13 protein-coding genes and 2 pseudogenes are annotated in these 20,498 nt (G+C 38.3%); 9 read left to right on the top strand and 6 right to left on the bottom strand.

Going from position 1 to position 20,498, the window contains the following annotated elements; all coding sequences use genetic code 11:
* The first annotated feature begins 50 nt into the window (after window positions 1-50).
* The 7 genes and pseudogenes from BMMGA3_RS15225 to BMMGA3_RS18855 all read left to right on the top strand — a co-directional run.
* The gene (locus tag BMMGA3_RS15225) at window positions 51-2,252 is read left to right on the top strand and encodes a hypothetical protein (RefSeq protein ID WP_003346719.1); all 2,202 of its coding nucleotides are present in this window, start codon (window positions 51-53) and stop codon (window positions 2,250-2,252) included.
* Window positions 2,253-2,895: 643 nt separating this feature from the next.
* Window positions 2,896-5,604 (top strand): Ig-like domain-containing protein, encoded by a 2,709-nt coding sequence (locus tag BMMGA3_RS16850; RefSeq protein WP_003346714.1) that lies wholly within the window; start codon window positions 2,896-2,898, stop codon window positions 5,602-5,604.
* Window positions 5,605-5,963: 359 nt separating this feature from the next.
* Window positions 5,964-6,824, top strand: a pseudogene (locus BMMGA3_RS15215) (group II intron maturase-specific domain-containing protein); the annotation flags it as partial.
* A gap of 608 nt (window positions 6,825-7,432) precedes the next feature.
* Window positions 7,433-11,167, top strand: coding sequence for a 5'-nucleotidase C-terminal domain-containing protein (locus BMMGA3_RS18530; RefSeq protein WP_259674472.1), 3,735 nt, complete (start codon window positions 7,433-7,435; stop codon window positions 11,165-11,167).
* A 73-nt stretch (window positions 11,168-11,240) separates the two neighbouring features.
* Entirely contained in the window at window positions 11,241-14,093 is a 2,853-nt protein-coding gene (locus tag BMMGA3_RS15205) for a DUF6359 domain-containing protein (RefSeq protein WP_003346704.1), read from the top strand.
* A 745-nt stretch (window positions 14,094-14,838) separates the two neighbouring features.
* The gene (locus BMMGA3_RS15200) at window positions 14,839-15,879 is read left to right on the top strand and encodes a hypothetical protein (protein WP_003346702.1); all 1,041 of its coding nucleotides are present in this window, start codon (window positions 14,839-14,841) and stop codon (window positions 15,877-15,879) included.
* A gap of 164 nt (window positions 15,880-16,043) precedes the next feature.
* Window positions 16,044-16,328, top strand: a pseudogene (locus BMMGA3_RS18855) (hypothetical protein); the annotation flags it as partial.
* A 219-nt stretch (window positions 16,329-16,547) separates the two neighbouring features.
* Here the strand turns inward: BMMGA3_RS18855 and BMMGA3_RS15195 are convergent.
* The 3 genes from BMMGA3_RS15195 to BMMGA3_RS15190 all read right to left on the bottom strand — a co-directional run bounded on the left by BMMGA3_RS15195 (window position 16,548) and on the right by BMMGA3_RS15190 (window position 17,695).
* Window positions 16,548-17,081, bottom strand: coding sequence for a nitroreductase family protein (locus BMMGA3_RS15195; protein WP_003346701.1), 534 nt, complete (start codon window positions 17,079-17,081; stop codon window positions 16,548-16,550).
* Between the two features lie 88 nt (window positions 17,082-17,169).
* On the bottom strand, window positions 17,170-17,298 hold the full coding sequence (locus tag BMMGA3_RS18525; RefSeq protein WP_003346699.1) for a hypothetical protein: 129 nt from the start codon (window positions 17,296-17,298) through the stop codon (window positions 17,170-17,172).
* Between the two features lies 1 nt (window position 17,299).
* A complete protein-coding gene (locus BMMGA3_RS15190; RefSeq protein ID WP_003346698.1) occupies window positions 17,300-17,695 on the bottom strand; it encodes a DUF488 domain-containing protein in 396 nt (131 codons plus the stop codon).
* Between the two features lie 189 nt (window positions 17,696-17,884).
* On the opposite strand from BMMGA3_RS15190, the gene BMMGA3_RS15185 reads away from it, so the two are divergent.
* Window positions 17,885-18,169 (top strand): hypothetical protein, encoded by a 285-nt coding sequence (locus tag BMMGA3_RS15185; RefSeq protein WP_003346697.1) that lies wholly within the window; start codon window positions 17,885-17,887, stop codon window positions 18,167-18,169.
* Between the two features lie 64 nt (window positions 18,170-18,233).
* Entirely contained in the window at window positions 18,234-18,560 is a 327-nt protein-coding gene (locus BMMGA3_RS15180) for a cupin domain-containing protein (protein WP_003346696.1), read from the top strand.
* Window positions 18,561-18,729: 169 nt separating this feature from the next.
* Here the strand turns inward: BMMGA3_RS15180 and BMMGA3_RS15175 are convergent, their stop codons facing one another.
* The 3 genes from BMMGA3_RS15175 to BMMGA3_RS15165 are packed head-to-tail and all read right to left on the bottom strand — an operon-like array spanning window position 18,730 to window position 20,497.
* Window positions 18,730-19,026: a metal-sulfur cluster assembly factor gene (locus tag BMMGA3_RS15175; protein WP_003346695.1), complete on the bottom strand. Its 297-nt coding sequence runs from the start codon at window positions 19,024-19,026 to the stop codon at window positions 18,730-18,732.
* A 14-nt stretch (window positions 19,027-19,040) separates the two neighbouring features.
* A complete protein-coding gene (locus BMMGA3_RS15170; RefSeq protein ID WP_003346694.1) occupies window positions 19,041-20,282 on the bottom strand; it encodes a hypothetical protein in 1,242 nt (413 codons plus the stop codon).
* Between the two features lie 5 nt (window positions 20,283-20,287).
* Window positions 20,288-20,497, bottom strand: coding sequence for a DUF2249 domain-containing protein (locus tag BMMGA3_RS15165; RefSeq protein WP_003346693.1), 210 nt, complete (start codon window positions 20,495-20,497; stop codon window positions 20,288-20,290).
* Between the last annotated feature and the right edge of the window lies 1 nt (window position 20,498).

Raw genomic sequence — 20,498 nt, 5'->3', positions numbered from 1 at the left:
ATATAATATTTAACAATTTTACTATATTTCTAGAAAAGGTGGAAAAAGCGGTGGAGAAGAAATTCAGAAAAGTAATGAAAATTGCTGCTGCAACAACCATTGCAACAACAGCTTACGCAGCAGTAAACCCTGCACAATCAGAAGCTGCATCAACAGCAGAAAACCTTGTAAAAAAAGCGGAATCCCACAAAGTTTCGCTAATGCGCGCCATTTCTGTTGATTACAACGCCGACGCTGTTACTCAGCCATGGTCGCTTTACAACAAAGCAAAAGCAGATTATACAGCAGCCAAGGCAGCAGTAAACAAACTTCATGGCAAGGAAAAAGAACGATTAAACGCACGCCTTGATAATGTAAAACTATGGATCGACCGTACGGCAATTTACATAGATGCGATCACTTCCGGTAAAAAACTTATCAAAGCGCAAAAAGAAATGGAAAAACAACTGGCGGCTGGAAAAATGGCCGAAGCAACAAAAGCCTACCATGCTCTCTCATATGAAATTAAGAAACAAGCATCCTACTTATACCGCGTATACGGCCAATCAACCCGCCAGGCAATTTTAGAAAAATATAAGCTTCCAGCAGAAAAAGCAAAACAAGCAGCGCTTTACCCTGTAAGCATCTATATTGAAATTGGCAGACTAGAAGCTGCATTGCAAAAAGAAGACTTCGATTTAGCTGAAAAGTATGCAAATAACATTGAAAAGTGGTTCAATTATGTCGATGATGAAAAAGTTCTTGATGTTCTCACAAACAAATACAGTGACGTAATTGAAAAATATTATCCTGAAATAGAAGAGGTAGCTCTTGTTGAAGGAGTTGAGTATCCCACCGGCTCAACGGAAATAAGCGGCTTTCAGCCCTTCGCATTTCTTGACGCCAAAGGAAACGAGTGGGATATCGATCCCTATGAATACGGTTTTAGTGTCCGAGACGACAAAGGGTACTTTAACGAAGACGGAACTCTCAAAGACGCTTATAAAAAAACAGGTTTAACAACAACCGGCACGGTTAAAATCCAACTGATTGACGATGAAACCAAAGAAGTACTTTTAGAAACAACAGTAAATATTGTGGACGGAGATCAATTTAAAAAAATCTCTAAAGGCAGGCTGACAACAGAAAGCGGGGAAAATGCTTCCTATGCAACAGTAGGGAAAAAATATCAATTTGACCCGACAGAAGCTGCCACTTTAAATGGTAAAACAGTTGTCGAGGGAGCAGACAAACCAATTACTTTAGCAAATTTTCCCGGCGCGACATTTAAATCTTCTGATGAAAAAGTATTTGTTGTTAATGCCAGCGGCCAAATCACACCGGTATCTGCCGGCAAAGCAAATTTAACGGTTACATGGAAAGAAGAAAACTATGTTCTTCCGATCGAAGTGAAATCTGCTTCCACAGTTCAAAGCATTGACCTTGCCCAAGGAAAAGACAAAATTTATTTGAATAAAAATACAAGCTTTAACGCTCTTGTGGACGCAGGATATTTCACTGCAAAAGACCAATACGGAGCTGAAGCGGATCTTAAGAACGCTGATGTTCAGCTTTATACAAACAAAGAGTCTGTCTTCACCGCAAACGGTGAGAACATCACGTTAACAGGCAAAGACGGCGATACGGCATCTCTAATAGTAAAAATCAATGGAATTGTTAAATCATTCCCGGTTGTAATTGATACAACAGCACCTGTATTAAAAGGAACAACTGATAAAGCGGCAACAAATCAGAATGTTACTTTAACATCTGATACTGCAGATATAGCTTCTATTGCCGTCAAGAAAGACAACACTGCGATCGTAAACTATAAACTTGGCACTGCTTTAACAGAACAAGGTGTTTACGAAGTGACAGCAACCGACTTTGCCGGAAACAAGCAAACGATCACATTTGAAATAGACAAAACTGCTCCTACGTTAACTGTATCAGGAGATGCAGCTGCACCTGTGATCACAGCATCTGAACCACTTTACTACAAAAATGCAGCAGGCGAACTAGTCGCGATCCAGTCTGCGAACCTGGACCAAACGCAAGCCAATGCCTTGTTCAAATACACAGGCGCTGGAACTATAAAATCTGTAACTGTAAATGCTGACACCCACACTTGGACATTCGTAACTGAAAACATGGCTGCGAATGATACAGTCGAGTATAAAGATGAAGTTCTTTACGACAAAGCAGGAAACCAGCTCGCTCAATCGTTAAAAGCTACATTTGATGGATCCAAGTGGAACCTTGTCACTCAATAATCGTTTTCAAAACGCTCCTCATGCAGGGGCGTTTTTTTTATGGGACAGGTTGGGTTACATTATAGCGAAACACGGATCCCGAATCCTGGAAAAGTAGATGTGGATTTACAAAAAAATATAATTCGTACTCTAAACTCTTTTTATAGGGGTCAAAACAATAGGCAAATAGATTGATTAGAAAAAGTAAAATAATTACTTTCTATTCCAAAAACGATATGTTCTGCCATAGTATTCCTCTATTTATAATGATTTTTGGATAAATATAGTTACAATTTAAAAAGGTGGAATTTTATTAGGTATATAGAATATAATCATAAAGTGTGTGCTTTAAGATAAACTTAGCAATAGAGGAAACAATTACTAATGAAAAAAGTGCAAAATCAGCTATAAAAACCTAGAATTTCCTCTGAAAATGTATTATTATAGGAAATGTGAGATCGGTTGGTAATTAAACCAGTTATTAATCCGCTTACAAACTATTACTAAAGTTTAGTAGGAAATAGGCATTAAGTTTGATATTTCCAGAGGGCTTTAGTATAATTGTCGTTAAGTTTGATAGGCAATGATCTGCAAAGCCTAAAGAGCTTACCAACCAAATGCAATCATTGTACTATATTAAATATTGAAGGGAGAATATAAACCTATGAAGAAGAAAGCTATCAAATTAGCTGCTGCATCTGCGGTTGCTGCTTCTGCTTTCGTAGCTTCTGCTCCGGCTCAAACTAACGCTGCTACCAACGTTGCTGCCGAAGTTAGCAAAGCTGTAACACAAATCAAAAAAGCATACCACACTTACAGCGATGTAACAGCTAAAGGCCAATTCGCTGACATCAAAGAAGTGTACAAACAGTACAACGCTGCAAAAGCTGCGTACAACAACGCGAAAGCTTTAGTAAACAAAGCAGGCGGATCTAAGAAAGATGCTTACTTGGCACAATTAGACTCTACATATGCTGACTACATTACAAAACGCGTTGTAACTTACATTGACGCTTACAACTATGCAACAAAACTTGCAGACAAAAAAGAAGCATTAGAGAAAGCCATTGCAGATAAAGATCTTGTGGCTGCTGAAAAATACTATAATGAAATCTCCTATGAATTAAATAAACGTACAGTAATTTTAGACCGAGTTTACGGAAAAACTACTCGCGATTTACTCCGTGCAGAATTCAAAACACCTGCTCAAGACGTTCGCGATAGCTTAAAATACGATATTACAGTTGCTGTGAAACTTCGTGCAGCTGACGAAGCTATCAAAAAAGGCGACCTTACAACAGCTGCAGATGCTTTAAAAGTTGCCAATGATAACTTATCAAAAGTAACTGAAACTTTCAAAGCACAGTTAACAGCAAAATATACAGAAGTAAATGCTGCATATGAAGCTGCTTTAACTCCGAAAGTTGAAAGCGTAAGTGCGATTAACGCTGCAGAATTAGTAGTAACATTCAATAAAGCAATTGATAAAGATACAGTTATCGACCCTGCAAACGGTACATTAGTAGATGGCGTATTCACTATTACTCGTATCGACACTGCTGCTGATTTTGGTACTACTGACAACTTAAAAGCTAGCTTAAGTGCTGATGGTAAAACTTTAACAATTCTTTCTGGTTCTGGTAAAAAATTCGATGGTAAATATGCATTTACCGTTGCAAAAGAAGCTGTCAAAACTGTTGATAAAAAAGCATTACCAGCATTCTCTTCAGTTGTTGAAGTAAAAGATACTACACGCCCAGTTATTAAAGGTGTAACTTACAAAGATGCAGCTACAGCAGTTGTTGAATTTAGTGAGCCTGTTGATTTAACTAACCTTTCTGTAACTGCAAAACGTGCTGACGATGTTGCATTAAATGGTTCAACAGTATTGAATGAAACTAAGTTCTCTGTTGATACAAATGACCCACGCAAAGTTGTTGTTGACCTATCTGCAATTAACACTGCAGATTTAGATAAAGATATCGTATTAACTTTAGTTGGTATTTCAGATTACAATGGTAACTTAGTATCACCAAACCCTACTTCTATTACTGTGAAGTATAATACTTCAGATAAAACAAAAGCTTCTGTAACTTCAGTTGCTCGTGTAGCATCTGATAAATTACAAATTAAGTTTGACCGTGCATTAGCTGTAAAACCAGTTGTTAAAGTAGGTACAATAACTGTTAATCCAGCTAATGTAGCTATTGATGATAATGATAAATCAGTTGTTAATGTAACACTTACTACGGCGGATTTCGGCGCAACACTTCCTACTGGACTTCAAAATGTTGAAGTAAGTGGATATAAAGGTGTTAACCTAGTTACTGGTGATACAGTTGTAAAAGTTGTTAACTTTGATGTTGAAAATACAGCTCCAACTGTTGTTTCTACAAAAGTAGAAAAAATTGATGGTGTAGAATATTTAGTAGTTACTTATAATGAGGATGTTACAATCCCAACTTACGCAACTCAACAAATTACTGGAACTAAAGTTGTTAACTATGTAACAAGTGCTATTACTCCAATAGTATTAAAAAATGCTGCTACAACTACTGCTAATGAAGCACAAGTTACACTTTACGGTGTTCCTGCATCAGCAACTAAGTCAAAATCTATTAAAATTAACTTATCAAATGTTCCTTCTGCTGATTATACTGTTACATTACCAGCAGGGCTTGTAAAGGATGTATTTGGTAATCCTTCTGAAGCAAAATCTGGAGTTACGTTTACACGTACTTCAAATGATGTAAAACCAGCAGTTGCTACAGTAGGTCCAGGTTCTACAAATGATGAAATTTTAGTGAACTTTACAACTGAAGTTGATCCTGTTTCTGCATTACAAAAATCTAACTATACTGTTGAAGGTGCTCAAATTGAGAAAGTTGAACTTCTAAACAACACCTCAACAGCTCAAGTTAAATTAACACTAGCTAAAAATTCAAACACTTTCAATGGTTCTCATGTAGTTACAATTTCAGGTGTGAAGAGCAAAACAAATACTGTTATCGATAATACTACTAAAGTAGTTTCTTTAAATGAAAACGTACGTCCTACTATTACAAAAGCTGAATTAACAGCTAATAACCAAATTAAGATTACATTCAGTGAAGATATTGATCATACAACAGTCGAGGAAACTTCAAGTCCAGTATCTGATTTTGTAATTAAGATTGGTGGAGTATCATATACAGGTACATTAACTGAAGCGATGGCTGCTGATGGTAATGTTGCAACTATTACTTTAGGAACACCATTATCTCCAGAACAGTATGCTTCAACTATTACACTAGAGAAAGCAACTACATTTGATGTAAAAGACTTAAAAGGTAATGCAATGGAAAGCTTCTCTCCAATTACAGTATTAAAATAATACTTTTTAAAACTTAATGGGTGGTGACTATCACCTCCCAAAATATCTCGAAAAGCTCTGCGGAGAGAAATCTCTGCGGGGCTTTTCTTTTTCCTTCCTTTTTTTGATTAAAAAAAATTAGTTCATGTTTATCCTTTGACTTACGAATATCCGCAAGCAGTCTTTCAAATTCTTTCGATTCCTCATCGTATAAATAAATGTGTGGTAGTTGATAGTTTTTATTTTCAGATAGGATGCGATTAAATTCTTCTGATGAAATGTTCGTTATATCTAGAATCTCATCTCTGCTTAGACCGTGAATGATTAATTTTCTAATTGTTGAAACTAGAGGTATCGTGTGTTCTACTATTTCTGGGTGGGTCGATATAGACTTAGAGAAATTCTTTGACAAGGTGAACCACGATAAACTGATGGGGATCTTGGCGAAAACGATCGAAGATCGGATTTTACTTAAGTTAATCCGCCGGTAGCTCCAATCAGGCGTGATGATAAATGGAGTGTAATGGAAACGGACATGGGAACGCCACAAGGTGGACCGCTTAGTCCACTATTATCAAACATCATGCTTCACAAATTGGACAAGGAACTTGAGAAACGTGGACATAAATTTGTACGATACGCGAATGTCTGTAATATCTACGTGAAAACAAAGAAAGCAGGAATTCGTGTCATGAACTCCATTACTAACTTTATCGAGAAGGAATTAAAGCTCAAGGTAAATAAAGAGAAATCGGCGGTAGACCGTCCTTGGAAACGGAAGTTTCTCGGTTTTAGCTTTACACCAAACAAAACACCCAAGATACGGATGGCGAAAGAAAGTGTGAAACGATTCAAGAACAAGATCCGTGAAATCACATCCAGATCCAAACCGTATCGAATGGAGGAAAGAATTGAGAAACTGAACATGTACCTAATGGGATGGTGTGGATATTTTGCCTTGGCAGATACACCAAGCAAGTTCAAAAAGAATTGGATGAATGGATAAGACGAAGACTTCGAATGTGTTTATGGAAAGAGTGGAAAACGCCGAAAACAAGAATTCGGAAACTTAGAGCATTAGGTGTTCCAAACCATAAAGCAATCGAGTGGGGCAACACGCGCAGAAATACTGGCGGATTGCCTGCAGTCCCATTCTACACAAAACCCTCGACAACTCCTACTGGAGTCATCAAGGGTTAAGAAGTCTATTCGAAAGATATCATTTTCTACGTCATACTTAATTGAACCGCCGTATACCGAACGGTACGTACGGTGGTGTGAGAGGTCGGGGGTTACACCCCCTCCTACTCGATTTAGGAGCGAAAAGGATGAGCAAGTATCAAGAAAGCTATTAACCACTAACAGCTAGAGTTACTAGAAAGAGAGATACCTGATAAGAGCCAGCGTATCGCGTCAACATTGTCAGCCTAAAGCTCGTTCGTGAATATAGCGTGCTTACAAGGAGCGACAAATCGGTCTCTACGAGAGATCATTCCCCTTCCAAGAATTCGGTCATTCCCTTACTGGCAACGCCCAATCTTAAACTTCCATGACTGTCACTCCATATCCAGCTGTGCCTAACACTCTATTTTTTATCTTTCGCAAAACATTTCCATAGCTTCCATCCTCACTTTTTCCTAATTGCTCTTTCTTTCTCATTTGAAGACTGCAATATAGACAATTTTTCCACCCGAAAATTCAGATTATAGATAATAAACAAAAAATTAACAATTAATTTACAACCCATTTATTGTACCAATATACAAAATACGGTAGTTTGGTATATGGGAATAATTTACTGCAATTATACTTATATGGTAATAAAAATTTTAGAAAAGGAGAACAAGGAATGAGAAAGAAAAAAACGAAAAAGTTAGCAATATCTATTGCTGCTATGGCTGCTGTTGCTGCTAATGCAGTTGCGGTTTCCAATCCGGCTCAAGCCGCCGCGGCGAGTAACGCGGAGAAACTCGTAGTAAAGGCAGAGAAACTCGCGGGATCACTAAAATGGCAAGTTTCTTATGAATATCGGAAAAAAGCTTTTCCAAAAAATGAATTAGATTATCCAAATATGAAGCTATTTAATGAAGTAAAAGCAGCATTGAAAGCTGCCCGTGAAGAAGTAAAAAAACTAAAAGGGAAAGAAAGAGAAGTTTTTGAGGCACGTCTTTCGCAAAATGTTCAAGTTTACGTCGATCGTGCCATTTCCTATATAGACGCTGTATCAGCCGGCAAAAAAATCGAAGCGAAAACGAATACATTAAGACAATTAATTTCATCAAACATCATAAATGCCAAAACTGAAACGGCATACCATGATTTAACAAAAGAAATTCGCAGACAGTCTCCAGTTTTCTCCAAAGTATATGGTGTTTCTACTCGCAGCGCGTTTTTTGAAACATATATGAAACCCGCACAACAAGTGAAAGATACCGCATTATACCCAATTTCCATAAAAATAGCGACAGATCGATTGGATACTGCACTAAAAGAAAATAAGCTAGATCAAGCGATTTACCATAAAAATCGTATTGAAAAATTATTGAGCGATGGATTAAAGCTTGGAGTTTTGAAAGAAAATAGCACTCTATTAAAAAGCGTATTAGCTTACGTAAATCCGGTTAAGTCACAGTTTGATAAGAGGTTTGTAGTCTTTAATGCAAATTCTACTGCAGCGGATAAGCCAACAACTTTTGGTGGAACAGCAACGGAAGTGAAAAAATATGATCAAACCATAATCATCATCGCAGGAAAAGATCAATATATAAAACTGGCAAATGCAGAGGTTAATGGAAACATTATTATTAAAGGGAATGAAACAGGTGCCGGAACGGTTTATCTTGAAAACGTGAAAGTGAACAAGGTTAATAACCAAGGCGGTGCTATTGTTGTTGATGACGTAGCTGACCATAGTTTACATCAGAAAAACGTCACAGCTGAAGAATTGAAAGTAAATGATGCGAACGGTGCGAATATCGTAGCAGAAGAAGGAACAAAGATTAAAACATTGAATCTTACAGAAACGGCAGGAACGAAAGGAACGCTTATTCTTGATTCAAAAGAAAAAGGCGCGTACGAAGTCGTTTCCATTGGTACAAAAGGCAGTGAACCAAGTAAAGGTGTCGAATTAAAGGGTGACTTCTCAAATACAAAGGTAGAGGTAACGGGAGAAGGCTCTCAAGTGAAAATAACAAAAGATACAGTGGTTAAAGAAATCGAAGCAAAGACAGCGACGAAAATAGAAGCGGAACAAGGTTCGAAAGTACAAGCCATTAATCTGGTTGCAGAAAAAGCAGGACAAAAAATCGAGTTAAAAGGTGACTTAAAAGAAGCTACGGTAACTGTTAAAAATGCAAATGCGCAAATAGTAGTAGCAAAAGACACAGTAGTGAAAGAAATAAAGAAAGACTCGTCTGTCACAGGTTCTATTGAAGTAACAAACAACGGAACAATTCAAACGTCAACTGGTGTGACGGTTATTAATAAGGACGGAGGGAAAACAGGATCAGGTGGAACAACAGATAATTCTGGCGGAACTGTAGTTATTCCACCAGACACAACTGCACCAACGGTTTCTTTAGTTTCTGGCAACCAAATTACACTTGGGGATGATATCGTAGTAAGAATGAATGAATTAGGAACAGTCTATTTAGTTCCAAGTAATGAAACTCCTTCAAACAAGAGTGCTCTTGAGACTTTGGTTACAAATGGAAATGCTAGGAAGGCAGCCGTGTCTGCTATTAATACAGATATTAAAATTAGTACAACTGGACTAACATCAGGGACATATAAAGTATATGCCGTAGATATTGCAGGTAATGTTTCGAATCCGACAGAAATAGTCACTCTAACCCCATTTGAATTAACAATCATGCATACAAATGATACCCATGCACATTTAGACAATATTGCCAGACGCATCACTGCCATTAAACAGGTAAGACAAGCACACCCAAATTCGCTGTTGTTAGATGCGGGAGACGTGTTCACTGGAACTCTGTATTTCAATGAATTTAATGGGCTGGCAGATTTGGAGTTTATGAATCTTGCAAAATATGACGCCATGACATTTGGAAATCATGAGTTTGATAAAGGGACTGCAACTTTAGCTAACTTTGTTAAGGATGCGAAATTCCCATTTGTCAGCGCCAATGTCGACTTTTCTAAAGATGCAAATCTAAAAGCACGTTTCAATAACTCCGTATCTTCAAATCCAGAAAATGGACAAATTTATAATGGAATCATCAAAAAAGTAAATGGAGAAAAAATCGGTATCTTCGGCTTAACAACAGCTGAAACGGAAGTCATTTCAAGCCCCGGTGACGATGTAGTCTTTGAAAATTACATTGAAGAGGCGAAAGAAGCAGTTAAAGCGTTTGAAGCTCAAGGGGTTAATAAAATTATCGCCCTAACCCATATAGGTTTTGACGACGGTGGCGGAGATAATGACCTAACGTTAGCAAAGGAAGTTGAAGGAATAGACATTATTGTTGGCGGGCATTCTCACACTACACTTGCTAAACCTGTCGTTGATACAACAGGTGAAGAGCCAACCATTATTGTTCAAGCGAATGAATACAGCAAGTACCTTGGTACGCTGGATGTTGAGTTTGATAAGAACGGAAAAGTGATTGGTCATGATGGAAAGTTAATTGACATTGATAAAAAAGTAAATAACGCTTATGAGTTGCAAGATGATCCTGAAGCTGCTCAAATTTTGGCTACAAAATACAAACCAAAAGTTGAAGAAAAGCAAAACACTATTGTTGGACAAGCAGCAGTAGATTTAATTGGGGGAAATCCCCCTGCACGTGTTGGCGAAACAAACTTAGGAAATTTGATCACTGACGCCATGCTGGCAAAGGCGAAAACAATCAATCCAAATACAGTCATTGCTCTTCAAAACGGGGGAGGAATTCGTGCTACTGTCCCTGCTGGAAACATTACATTAGCAAAAATACTGGAAGTAATGCCTTTTGGAAACTCATTAGGAATAATGAGACTGACAGGAGCTGAAATCAAAGAGGCACTTGAATTCAGTGTAAAAGACGTTCCAAAACCTTTTGGCGGGTTTTTGCAAGTTTCCGGTATGAAATTCACATATGACAGCAGAAAACTAGTAGGTGAACGAGTGTTAACAGTGGAAGTGAATGAAGGAGGCAAATATGTTCCGCTAGATCCTAGTAAAACATACGTAGTAGCAACGAATACCTTTACCGCAAAAGGTGGAGATGGCTACACAATGTTCGAAAAGGCCTACAAGGAAGGACGCGTAAGCGAGCCGGGATATGTTGATTGGGAAATGTTCAAAGACTATATCACTGCTCAACCAAATCAAACAGTAAATCCATCAGTGGAAGGGCGTATCGTTGATGTAGCGACTGCCATAATGCCTGTAAACGCAGCTGACTTCAGCGGAACGGCAGAATCTCCTAAAGTTCACAATGGAAACGTGTCTGTTGATGTAACAGGAGTTTCCAAATTAGAGTATGCAACTGTAAAAGGTGACCTTTATTTAAAAGGAAACACTGATATTGTTTTAGACCATGTTACGGTAGAAGGCGAAACATATTTCATTGACTAAAAAATAAAACAGGGCCCCGGGCAAGATTACTAGGGGCTATATATGAAGAAAATATGAACATGGAGAGGATAAAATGATAATAAAAAGTTGGAAGAAGACTTTTAACATCGTTCTCATTTGGGTTATGGCCATAAGTCTGTTTGTCCCGGTTAATGTAACCAAAGCAGCCGGAATTATGACAGTTGCTGAAGCAATTGCCAATCAAGGTACAAATGGTGCCACGGTGGAAGGGTATATAGTAGGCAATTCGAAAGGAAATGGAAATTTTACTTACGAACCGCCATTTGATCATAGCCAGGGTCTATATAATATTAGTATTGCTGATAAAGCTGGTGAAACAGATAAGTCCAAAACGTTAAATATTCAGTTAACAGCACCATATAGAGATGAATTTAGTTTGGCTAAAAAGCCAGAAAATTTAGGTAAAAAAATTCGAGTTACAGGAAATTTGACAAGTTATAATAGTTTACCTGGCTTGAAATCACTAACAAGTATTGAATTTGTTGAGGACACCAACCCAACAAAAGTCCAACCAGTCACCGCTTCCCCTGCAGCCGGAGCAGTTGCAGCTGGAACAAAAGTAACACTATCAACAGCTACAGAAGGCGCAGCCATCTACTACACAACAGACAACACCGAACCAACCACAAGTAGTCTCGTTTATAATGGACCAATTCCCATAACTGAAAACACAACGATTAAAGCGATTGCGGTAAAGGATGGATTACAAAACAGTGATGTAGCTGCTTTTCAATACATCGTTCAAGATGGTGGGATTCGCATTCATGATATTCAAGGTGCAGGGCACACTTCGCCATTAGATGGAAAAAATGTAACAGATGTAGAAGGAATCATAACGTATGTGGTTGATGCTAATAATTTTTATATGCAAGATTTACAGCCGGATCATGATGATAAGACATCAGAAGGAATATTAGTTTATAAAAAATCTCATGGCGTAAATGTTGGTGACATTGTGAAGGTAACTGGACAAGTGAAGGAATATGTATTAGAGGGTTATGCTGAAAAATTACAAACCGATTTGCCGGTTACCGAAATAAATGCGTCATCGGGCTCCATTGTAAAAGTTTCAAGCGGACAACCGCTTCCTGCCCCTGTTGTGATTGGAAAAGATCGCAAACTTCCGACTGAAATAATCGATAATGACAGTTTTACTAAATTTGATCCGGAAGAAGACGGAATTGACTTTTTTGAAAGCTTAGAAGGAATGCTTGTTCAGGTTGATAATCCAAAGGTTGTTGCACCGCAAAAATATGGTGAGGTCATCGTTGTTCCTGAATCCATTCCGACGAATACAATAGCCGGCGGATTAAAAATTTCAGAAACAGACTACAACCCTGAAAGAATTATGATTGATATTAATGACGAAAACTTCGTGGCAAAAACGGGAGATCATTTTAATGGTTCAATCAAGGGTGTTGTCAGTTATAGCTACAGCAACTATAAAGTTTTAAGCAAAAAGGCTGATTTACCGCCGCTTATTGAAGGATCAACAACTCGTGAAACAACAACGATTACTCCAGACCCAGAGAAACTGACAATTGCTTCTTACAATGTAGAAAATTTTTCAGCGAAAACGGATGACGCAAAGGTAACAAAGTTAGCACAAGCAATTGTTGAAAATCTGAAGCAGCCGGATATTATCGGTTTATCAGAAATTCAGGATAATGACGGGGAAACAGACAGCGGAAATACCAATGCTGATCAAAGTTTTGCAAAATTAATCAACAAAATTAAAGAACTTGGGGGGCCGGAATACGCTTATACCGATATCGATCCGGAAAATAATAAGGACGGCGGTGCACCTGGCGGAAATATCCGCGTCGGATTCCTTTATAAAAAAGACCGGGTATCTCTTGTAGAAGCGCCAAAAGGTACTGCTGCACAAGCAGTTGGTTTCGAAAATGGAAAGCTGACATTAAATCCGGGCCGCATTGACCCGACAAACCCTGCATTTGATTCCAGCCGTAAGCCGCTTGCAGCACAGTTCGAATTTAACGGAAAAAATGTGATTGTCATAGCAAATCATTTCAATTCAAAAAGCGGGGACCTTCCTTTATTCGGTAAGGTACAGCCTCCGGTTCTATCAAGTGAGGCAAAACGCCTTGAAATTGCTAGAATCGTTAACAGCTTTGTAAAAGATGTTCAATCAAAAGATCCGAATGCAAAGATTGTGGTATTAGGAGACTTTAATGATTTCGAATTCTCAAATCCTTTAAAAACACTCAAAGGAAATGAATTAACGAACATGATCGAGAAAGTTCCTGCAGAAGAACGCTATTCGTATACGTATCAAGGAAACTCCCAAGTGCTTGATCACATTTTAGTATCTAATAACTTGGCACAATCAACAATCGTCGATATTGTCCATATAAACTCATCCTTTATGGAGGAGCAAGGACGAGCAAGCGACCATGATCCGGTGCTCATTCAGACACAATTAGGAACTGTACAGCCGAAATATGACAAGGTCTATAACCTTGTTGGATTCTCAACCAAAAAACTAACCATTCAAGCGGCCAACTCACTAATCAACATGGACAGCACTTCAGTAATTAGAGAAGGAATCTTGTTAAAGAACTCAGCAACCCTTAAAGGTGAAGGTCTAAAAAATACGAAAATCGTGATCAGCCCTACTTCAAAAGATGCTGTCATCGACTTAAGCGGTGCTGAAATAAAAGAAGTATTAATCGACAATGCCAATGTAAAAGAAATTAGAGGAGCAGAAAACGTTCAATTATGGACGAAAACGGATGGAGTCGACACTTCAAATATCATATTCAAGGATTCAAAGGGAGAAGTGATTACTTCTCCTTTTTTGTTGGTCGCTAGCCGAAATTTTTCGAATACATGTTTCTTTTCGGCTCTATATTGGGCATCAATTCTCAGTAAAACATCCATCTGAATACACTTCTATACTTAATTTTATTAATCTTTCTCGATCGATTGGTGATTTGTAATAAGATTTACGATACCAATGAAGGTTAATGCTACAAATATACATGGTTTTAAAAAGAAACTGTCGGGACAGTAACCGCTCAATGAATTCTATATTAATCTCTTGTTTGCAATCTCTCTTTTTTTAATAAATTGGAGTGTTTAAGGCAGATGGCAGCAGCGAACACCGTGCTAAGTTATGCACCAAGTGTCTAATTAAATTCTTATTCATTCCCCCGTTCTTAATGAAGAGGAAAGATTTGCGGAGAGAAATCTCTGCGAGGCTTTTTTTGTGGAATTCATTGCTAGTGATGTTTGATAGATTTACTAAATATTTCTCTATTCGTCGTGTCTATAATCTAGACTAACATCAGGTTGATTAAACAGTCGGCATTATAAACTGAATTTATATATCAAGGTTGTGTACAAATTCACCGTATATTTTGTATTTTTTTACTTGTCAAACAAAACATACTTATGTAAAAATTTCTATAAAAGGGAGGGGATATAATTGGGTTTAGAATGTCATGAAAGTGATTTCTTTGTCAATTATAGCAATTCTATTATTAGCATCTTAATCGGCTATGCATCTACGACTCTTACTGGTGTAAGCATTAACCTCTCTCAGGGTTATGTGTAGGAGATGAACGTAATTCAGCCTATCTATGAAAGGAATATCAAAAATCAATGATGATATGTTGGAGGAGTTTTAAATGGTAAAAAAGCTCATTCTTGCTTTATTAACATCTATATTATTCCTTACAGGGTGTCAATCTATTAAGGGTGTTAATCTCAATCAAATGGTTCTAAACAGTTCAAGAATTAAGTCCGCTGAGAGTAAAATGACAGCTTCTTGGCACTTAACGTACAATAAAGCGCAAGTGAAAGATAAAGATTTACTGAAAGTGCTAGATCTCCTCAATCATGCGCAGCTTACGGTTCAGACTAAAATGCAAAACATCAATACGCTGTCACTTGAGGGGAATGTAATTCTTCAAAAAGGAAAAATCCCTTTTCGATTATATGCGGATCAAAAAGAAATGGTTCTTTTAATAGATAACGCCACAAAACCGATTCGCATTCCGATGGATAACGGAACATCGCAAAATGAGAAATGGGTTCAAGACTTGCAAACTAAGATTTGTGAACCTATTGTGAAAAATTTACCAAATCCTAAACACATTAGTGTACAAACTAAATCAGAGAAAGTGCAAGGTGGCACAGTTGCAGGATATAAAGTGCATGCAGAAATATATGCGAACGAAGCTCCGGAATTTCTGTTGGCGTTTCTCAACAATTTATTAAAAAACGAAAAGGCAATTACACAAATTGTTAATGCTGTGAATGAACTAAACAAGGCGACAGGCGGCGATTCTAGCATGACAGCCGCTGAATTCAAAGCCGGTCTGCAGGAGTTCAAAATGCAAGTGACTCAGAATTTGCCTGAGCTGAAAAAATCAAAATTGTTAAGTGCAAAAAACTATTTTAAAACTGATATTTTGTTAGATCGAAATTTCTTCGAGAGAAAATCGTCATCCGATCTGAACATTGCAAGTATAGAGGATGATAGCGGACTGAAAGGCATCCGCCTGCATGTCGAGAATGAAACATGGAATATCAATAAGCCGGTGACCGCTAAAAAGATTAAGTATTCCAGTTATTTAACGGAAAATGCAACAAGGGAAGAATTTTTGGCGACATTAGATAAAAAACGCAGTGTTCTTTATAAAATCTTGACATCGTTTACTAATTGAGGATTGGACTCGGTGCCTGTGCACTGCGATCCGAAAAGTAGACAGTATAAATTCAGTTAAGCGAAGGAATCAGGGCTACGCAGCTCTGGTTCTTTTTCTTTTTTCGTTACTTATTTAGGTTGAATTAGGTTGAAGTAAGGATCTTCTCGGCAATTATTACCTATTTAGTATCTAATAACATGGCACAATCAACAATCGTCGATATTGTCCATATAAACTCATCCTTCATGGAGGAGCACGGACGTGCAAGCGACCATGATCCGGTACTTATTCAGACACTATTAGGAACTGTACAGCCGAAATATGACAAGGTCTATAATCTTGTTGGATTCTCAACCAAAAAACTCCTTTTTGTTGGTCGCTGCCTGAAATTTTTTCGAATACATTTTGCTTTTCTTAAAAGTAAATTGGGCTTGTACAATTCATTTATTAATCAAACGTTTGATTAAATACAAATTTATACATAAAATAAATTTTTTATTCAGTGTGGTACAAGAACTTATGAATTTCCTACGGCCTATCTTTTTTTATGTCTATAAGATTAGGAAGAAACACGCCAAAAAAAGTGCATCTGCCAACGGGCAGATGCTTTTTTAATAAAAGGGGAATACATTATAAGCTTTTCCAGTTTGACAGTTTTATATACATATATTTTTTGGTGCACCTTTCTATTCTTTTCTTTTGTATGCCTCACGGTGAAAAACGCGATCCAATGGATACATTTCCTTAGCGGGCGGTTCTTTGGCGGGGAATCCGAGACCAATGATGGAAACCACCCGATAGTGATTGGGGATGGCAAGTTGTTCACGCACAAAACTTTCACGTCTGGATGATTCTTCCGGATCTTCCGAATGGTACACGGCTCCCCAGGCAGCGCCAAGTCCAAGAGATGCGGCAGTCAACCACAAATATCCACCGGCAAGTGTAGCATCCTGGAGCCAGTATTTGCTCAGATCCGGATTTCCGATGATAATAACAGCCGCCGCTGCATTTTCAAGCCATTTCATATATGGAGTCGTAGGCGTTAATGCCTTCAATGTTTCACGTTTGGTTACCAGTATAAATTCCCGTGAAGGGAGATTATTTCCACTGGGAGAAAGATATAAAGATTTTACCAACTTGTCCAATACTTCATCTGGAATGGGATCCGGACTGAAGTGAGTGATCTCTCGGCGTTTATCAATCGCTGTCAAAACATCCATAGAAAAATCCTCCTTTTCAATTTCTGACGAAACTCAAGTTAATCAATAGGCATTTAAGAGTATCTTCTAAAATTAGCTGTAATACTTATTAAACGCTTTCGTCAAAAAAATATCCACTTTTGCGCAGCCATTTTTCAGTTATGATGCCGTCGAGAAAGCCGTCCCGGCAATAGATTTCCTCCCTCAGACCGCACAGTTCCCGGATGAATTCATTCACTTTATTCCTCCTCAGGCTGAAAACCTTGCAATACGACGTCCCGTAAAACGGCCGCGTGATTATGCCTTTCATCCTTTGCAGCATATAGAAGTGTGATCGTTCCTTGCTGGGCCAATTCCCGCAATTGTTCTATCTTGTCGCGGCGTACCGGGTCTTCCGCGAGTTCCCTAGCATATCGTTGGCGGAAGTCCGCGAACCGTTCAGGCTTGTGGCCGAACCATTTGCGAAGTTCAGGACTGGGTGCGACCTCTCGGAACCAAAGATCCCATCGCGCTTCCGTTTTTGAGATGCCTCTCGGCCACAAGCGATCCACAAAAATGCGGCACCCATCTTCATTTTCTACCGGCGAGTAAATGCGTTTGATGCGCACGTTCGCCATCTTTCGATCGTTTACCATTTCCATCAACCCTTATGCCTTATTCTATTCAACCCTTCATTCACTAGATTAACAAAAGAAATCCTCTATTCCTAGATTATTCCATTCAGGGCTCTATCAGCAATTCCTCACATAAAAACGCTAACTTGAGAAAATATTAGTAAAAAATAAAGGAGGGCGTTTTGAACAATCAATATCGGACTCGCTTTAATGGTCCTTATAAGCTTATTGCCAATTGGATTAATGCAGACATGTGCAAGTGTCGAACACGGAATGTGGTATGCAAGATCGGCGGAATTTTTAAAGCAAGACATCGTTCAAACGTTTCATTGGATTCGTATTATTGGTGATACGATTTTTGCGATCGGAGCTTTCGCTTTAGGCTGGTTTATCCTCGGTTTAAAAACGGGATGGTCCATAAAAAAAGAAGCGAATAGTTTGAATCAGTCTACAGAAAATTACGACCCAGAGAAGGATGACACGGTGTTAACATGAAGGAGCTGCAAGTTTGCCCATCCTGTAAAAAGGGTATAAGTAATGGAAAGAGAAGGGAGAACACATGAAAAAACAAAAGTTAACTGATTTCGTTGAATACAACAAAGAAAGGTTTACAAAACACGTCATTTTCAATGAGGGAGATAGCACGGTCTTTGTTTTGAACTTTGAACCAGGGCAATCACTGCCTGCACATAAACATCCAGGAGCTAATGTATATTTGTTAGTTTTACAAGGACAAGGTGTGTTTTCGATCAATCAAGAACAAATCGATGTCGTAAAAGATGACGTTGTTTTTTGTCCTGGAGACGAAGAGATGGCTTTTACGAATAACGGAAAAACGAATGCCAGCCTTTATGTTATGTTAGCCAAAGATGGAAAAAATGCATAAAATCATTAATTTCAGAATTGCATAGGTTCCTAATAGAGAGGCTGACCCATAAATTTCCGGCTTCCGTCTGCAGTCATTAAATATGAATGATATTTAGTAACTAAGGGTGCCAGGCTCTTAATTTTTGGGTCAGCCTTATTCTTTTAAAATGGCTTGGTATACGTAATTATTAACGGTGGCCTAATTGCCGCAATGCTTCATCACTCATTCGCTCCGGTGTCCAAGGCGGATTCCACGTGATTTGTACATCGATGTCTTTAATCCCCTCAATGTCTGCCAGAGCTCGTTTCACACCACCGACAATGGAGTCGTGGAGCGGACAACCCGGTGTGGTAAGCGTCATCAAAATGAATACATTTCCTTCATTAATATTAATATCATAAATGAGTCCTAAATCGACGACGTTAATTCCTAATTCAGGGTCAATGACATAGCGAAGTTGTTCGATAATTTTTTCTTTCATCATTTTGTTCAGCCTCCTTATTTGAATAAAACGGAAAGGATCGAATAAGCAAACAAAAGTGAAAAGAGAACCATGCCAGTTTGTGCAATATAAAATAATGGCAAGCTTGAAACGATGAATGCACAAGCAGCGCCAGCAAGGCTGATAATGAACAAACAGCATTGGATGACTGTCAATTTTTCATTCATCATTTGTTTTAACGTTGGCACATTCTCTTTGCCAATTTTTTTGCTATAACGGTGTGTCCACCATAAGAAAGGAACGATTTTATATAAATAGCCGATGATGCTTAAGATAACCCATCCGAAAATGTATCCATACAGAAGAATGGCAAAACCGTACGGATATGCATCAAAAGAAAGAAAAACAGCTGCTCCGTGCAGGAGAAGAGCAATTCCAATTGCCAGTAAGGCAAAGAGAAATGGCCGGTCTAACTTTTTCTTCACTTTTTTTTGTAAAATGGTGAACATATGATAAACAAACAATGCAAATCCAATAAACAGAAGAATTGTACCAATAGGGAATAGTACGTCATCATTTTTAAAAAAGCTGAAAAAAGAAATGATGAGTCCACTCATATAAAAAATGTATACATATCGAGCCAGCTTCATCGAAAATCCGTGCGCCAACGAAAACATCGGCGCCATTTTATAAGAAAAACCGATAATTAATAGTGTAAACCAGCCGGAAATTCCGAATAATAAATGCGTTTTTAAAAGAAATAAATGATTAATTGTTTCCGTTCCGCTAAAAAAGTGAAACGCAAGAGTCAGGCCGAGCACTATGGTTAACAGTAAGAAAACAAGCGCCGAGCTGACAAACAAAGTCATTATATTTTTATTTGATTGTTTACTTAATGTCATGAACATTTGAATGAAAAATAGGATGAGTCCAACGACAAGTAATAGACCGGGAATAAACGATAATTGCGGCTTAAACGTTAGGAACACCGAAAAAAGTGAAATTCCAACGGCTGTTATAATAAACTGAATAAACCCTAACGTTTCGTTCCAAATCGGTGTTAAAAACGCCACAGGAACGAGCTGATACATAGCACCCATCGCTGTCATAAGAGCAAAGCCGAGCACCGCTAAATGGACCGCAGCCCAAACGCTGGGGATCCGGAATGCTCCATTGACAATTTGGGGGCCGGAAAACAACAAAATTAATTGCGAAGGAATGAAAGCAATGACGGCAAATAGAATAAATGAAAATGGCAACCGAATGTTCGTTTCATACGTTTGGTGAGCAGTAAACATTGCTGTCATCCCTTTGTAATTGTAATTTGAAAGCTTCCGTCATTGCGTTCCGCTGTTTCATATGAATAGCCGAGTTCGTCGAGTTGTTCGTATAAAAACATTGGCCGCCGGTCGTTAATGATCGTGAGTGTTTCTCCATCTTTTAATGTTTCCAATGCCGCTAAAGTTCTCATCATTGGCTGCGGCGGCTCTAAGCCCCGATTATCGAGAATCATT

Source organism: Bacillus methanolicus MGA3 (assembly GCF_000724485.1).
In the GTDB taxonomy this organism is placed as follows: Bacteria; Bacillota; Bacilli; order Bacillales; family Cytobacillaceae; genus Bacillus_Z; species Bacillus_Z methanolicus_A.
This window is presented reverse-complemented; position numbering and strand designations above follow the sequence as displayed.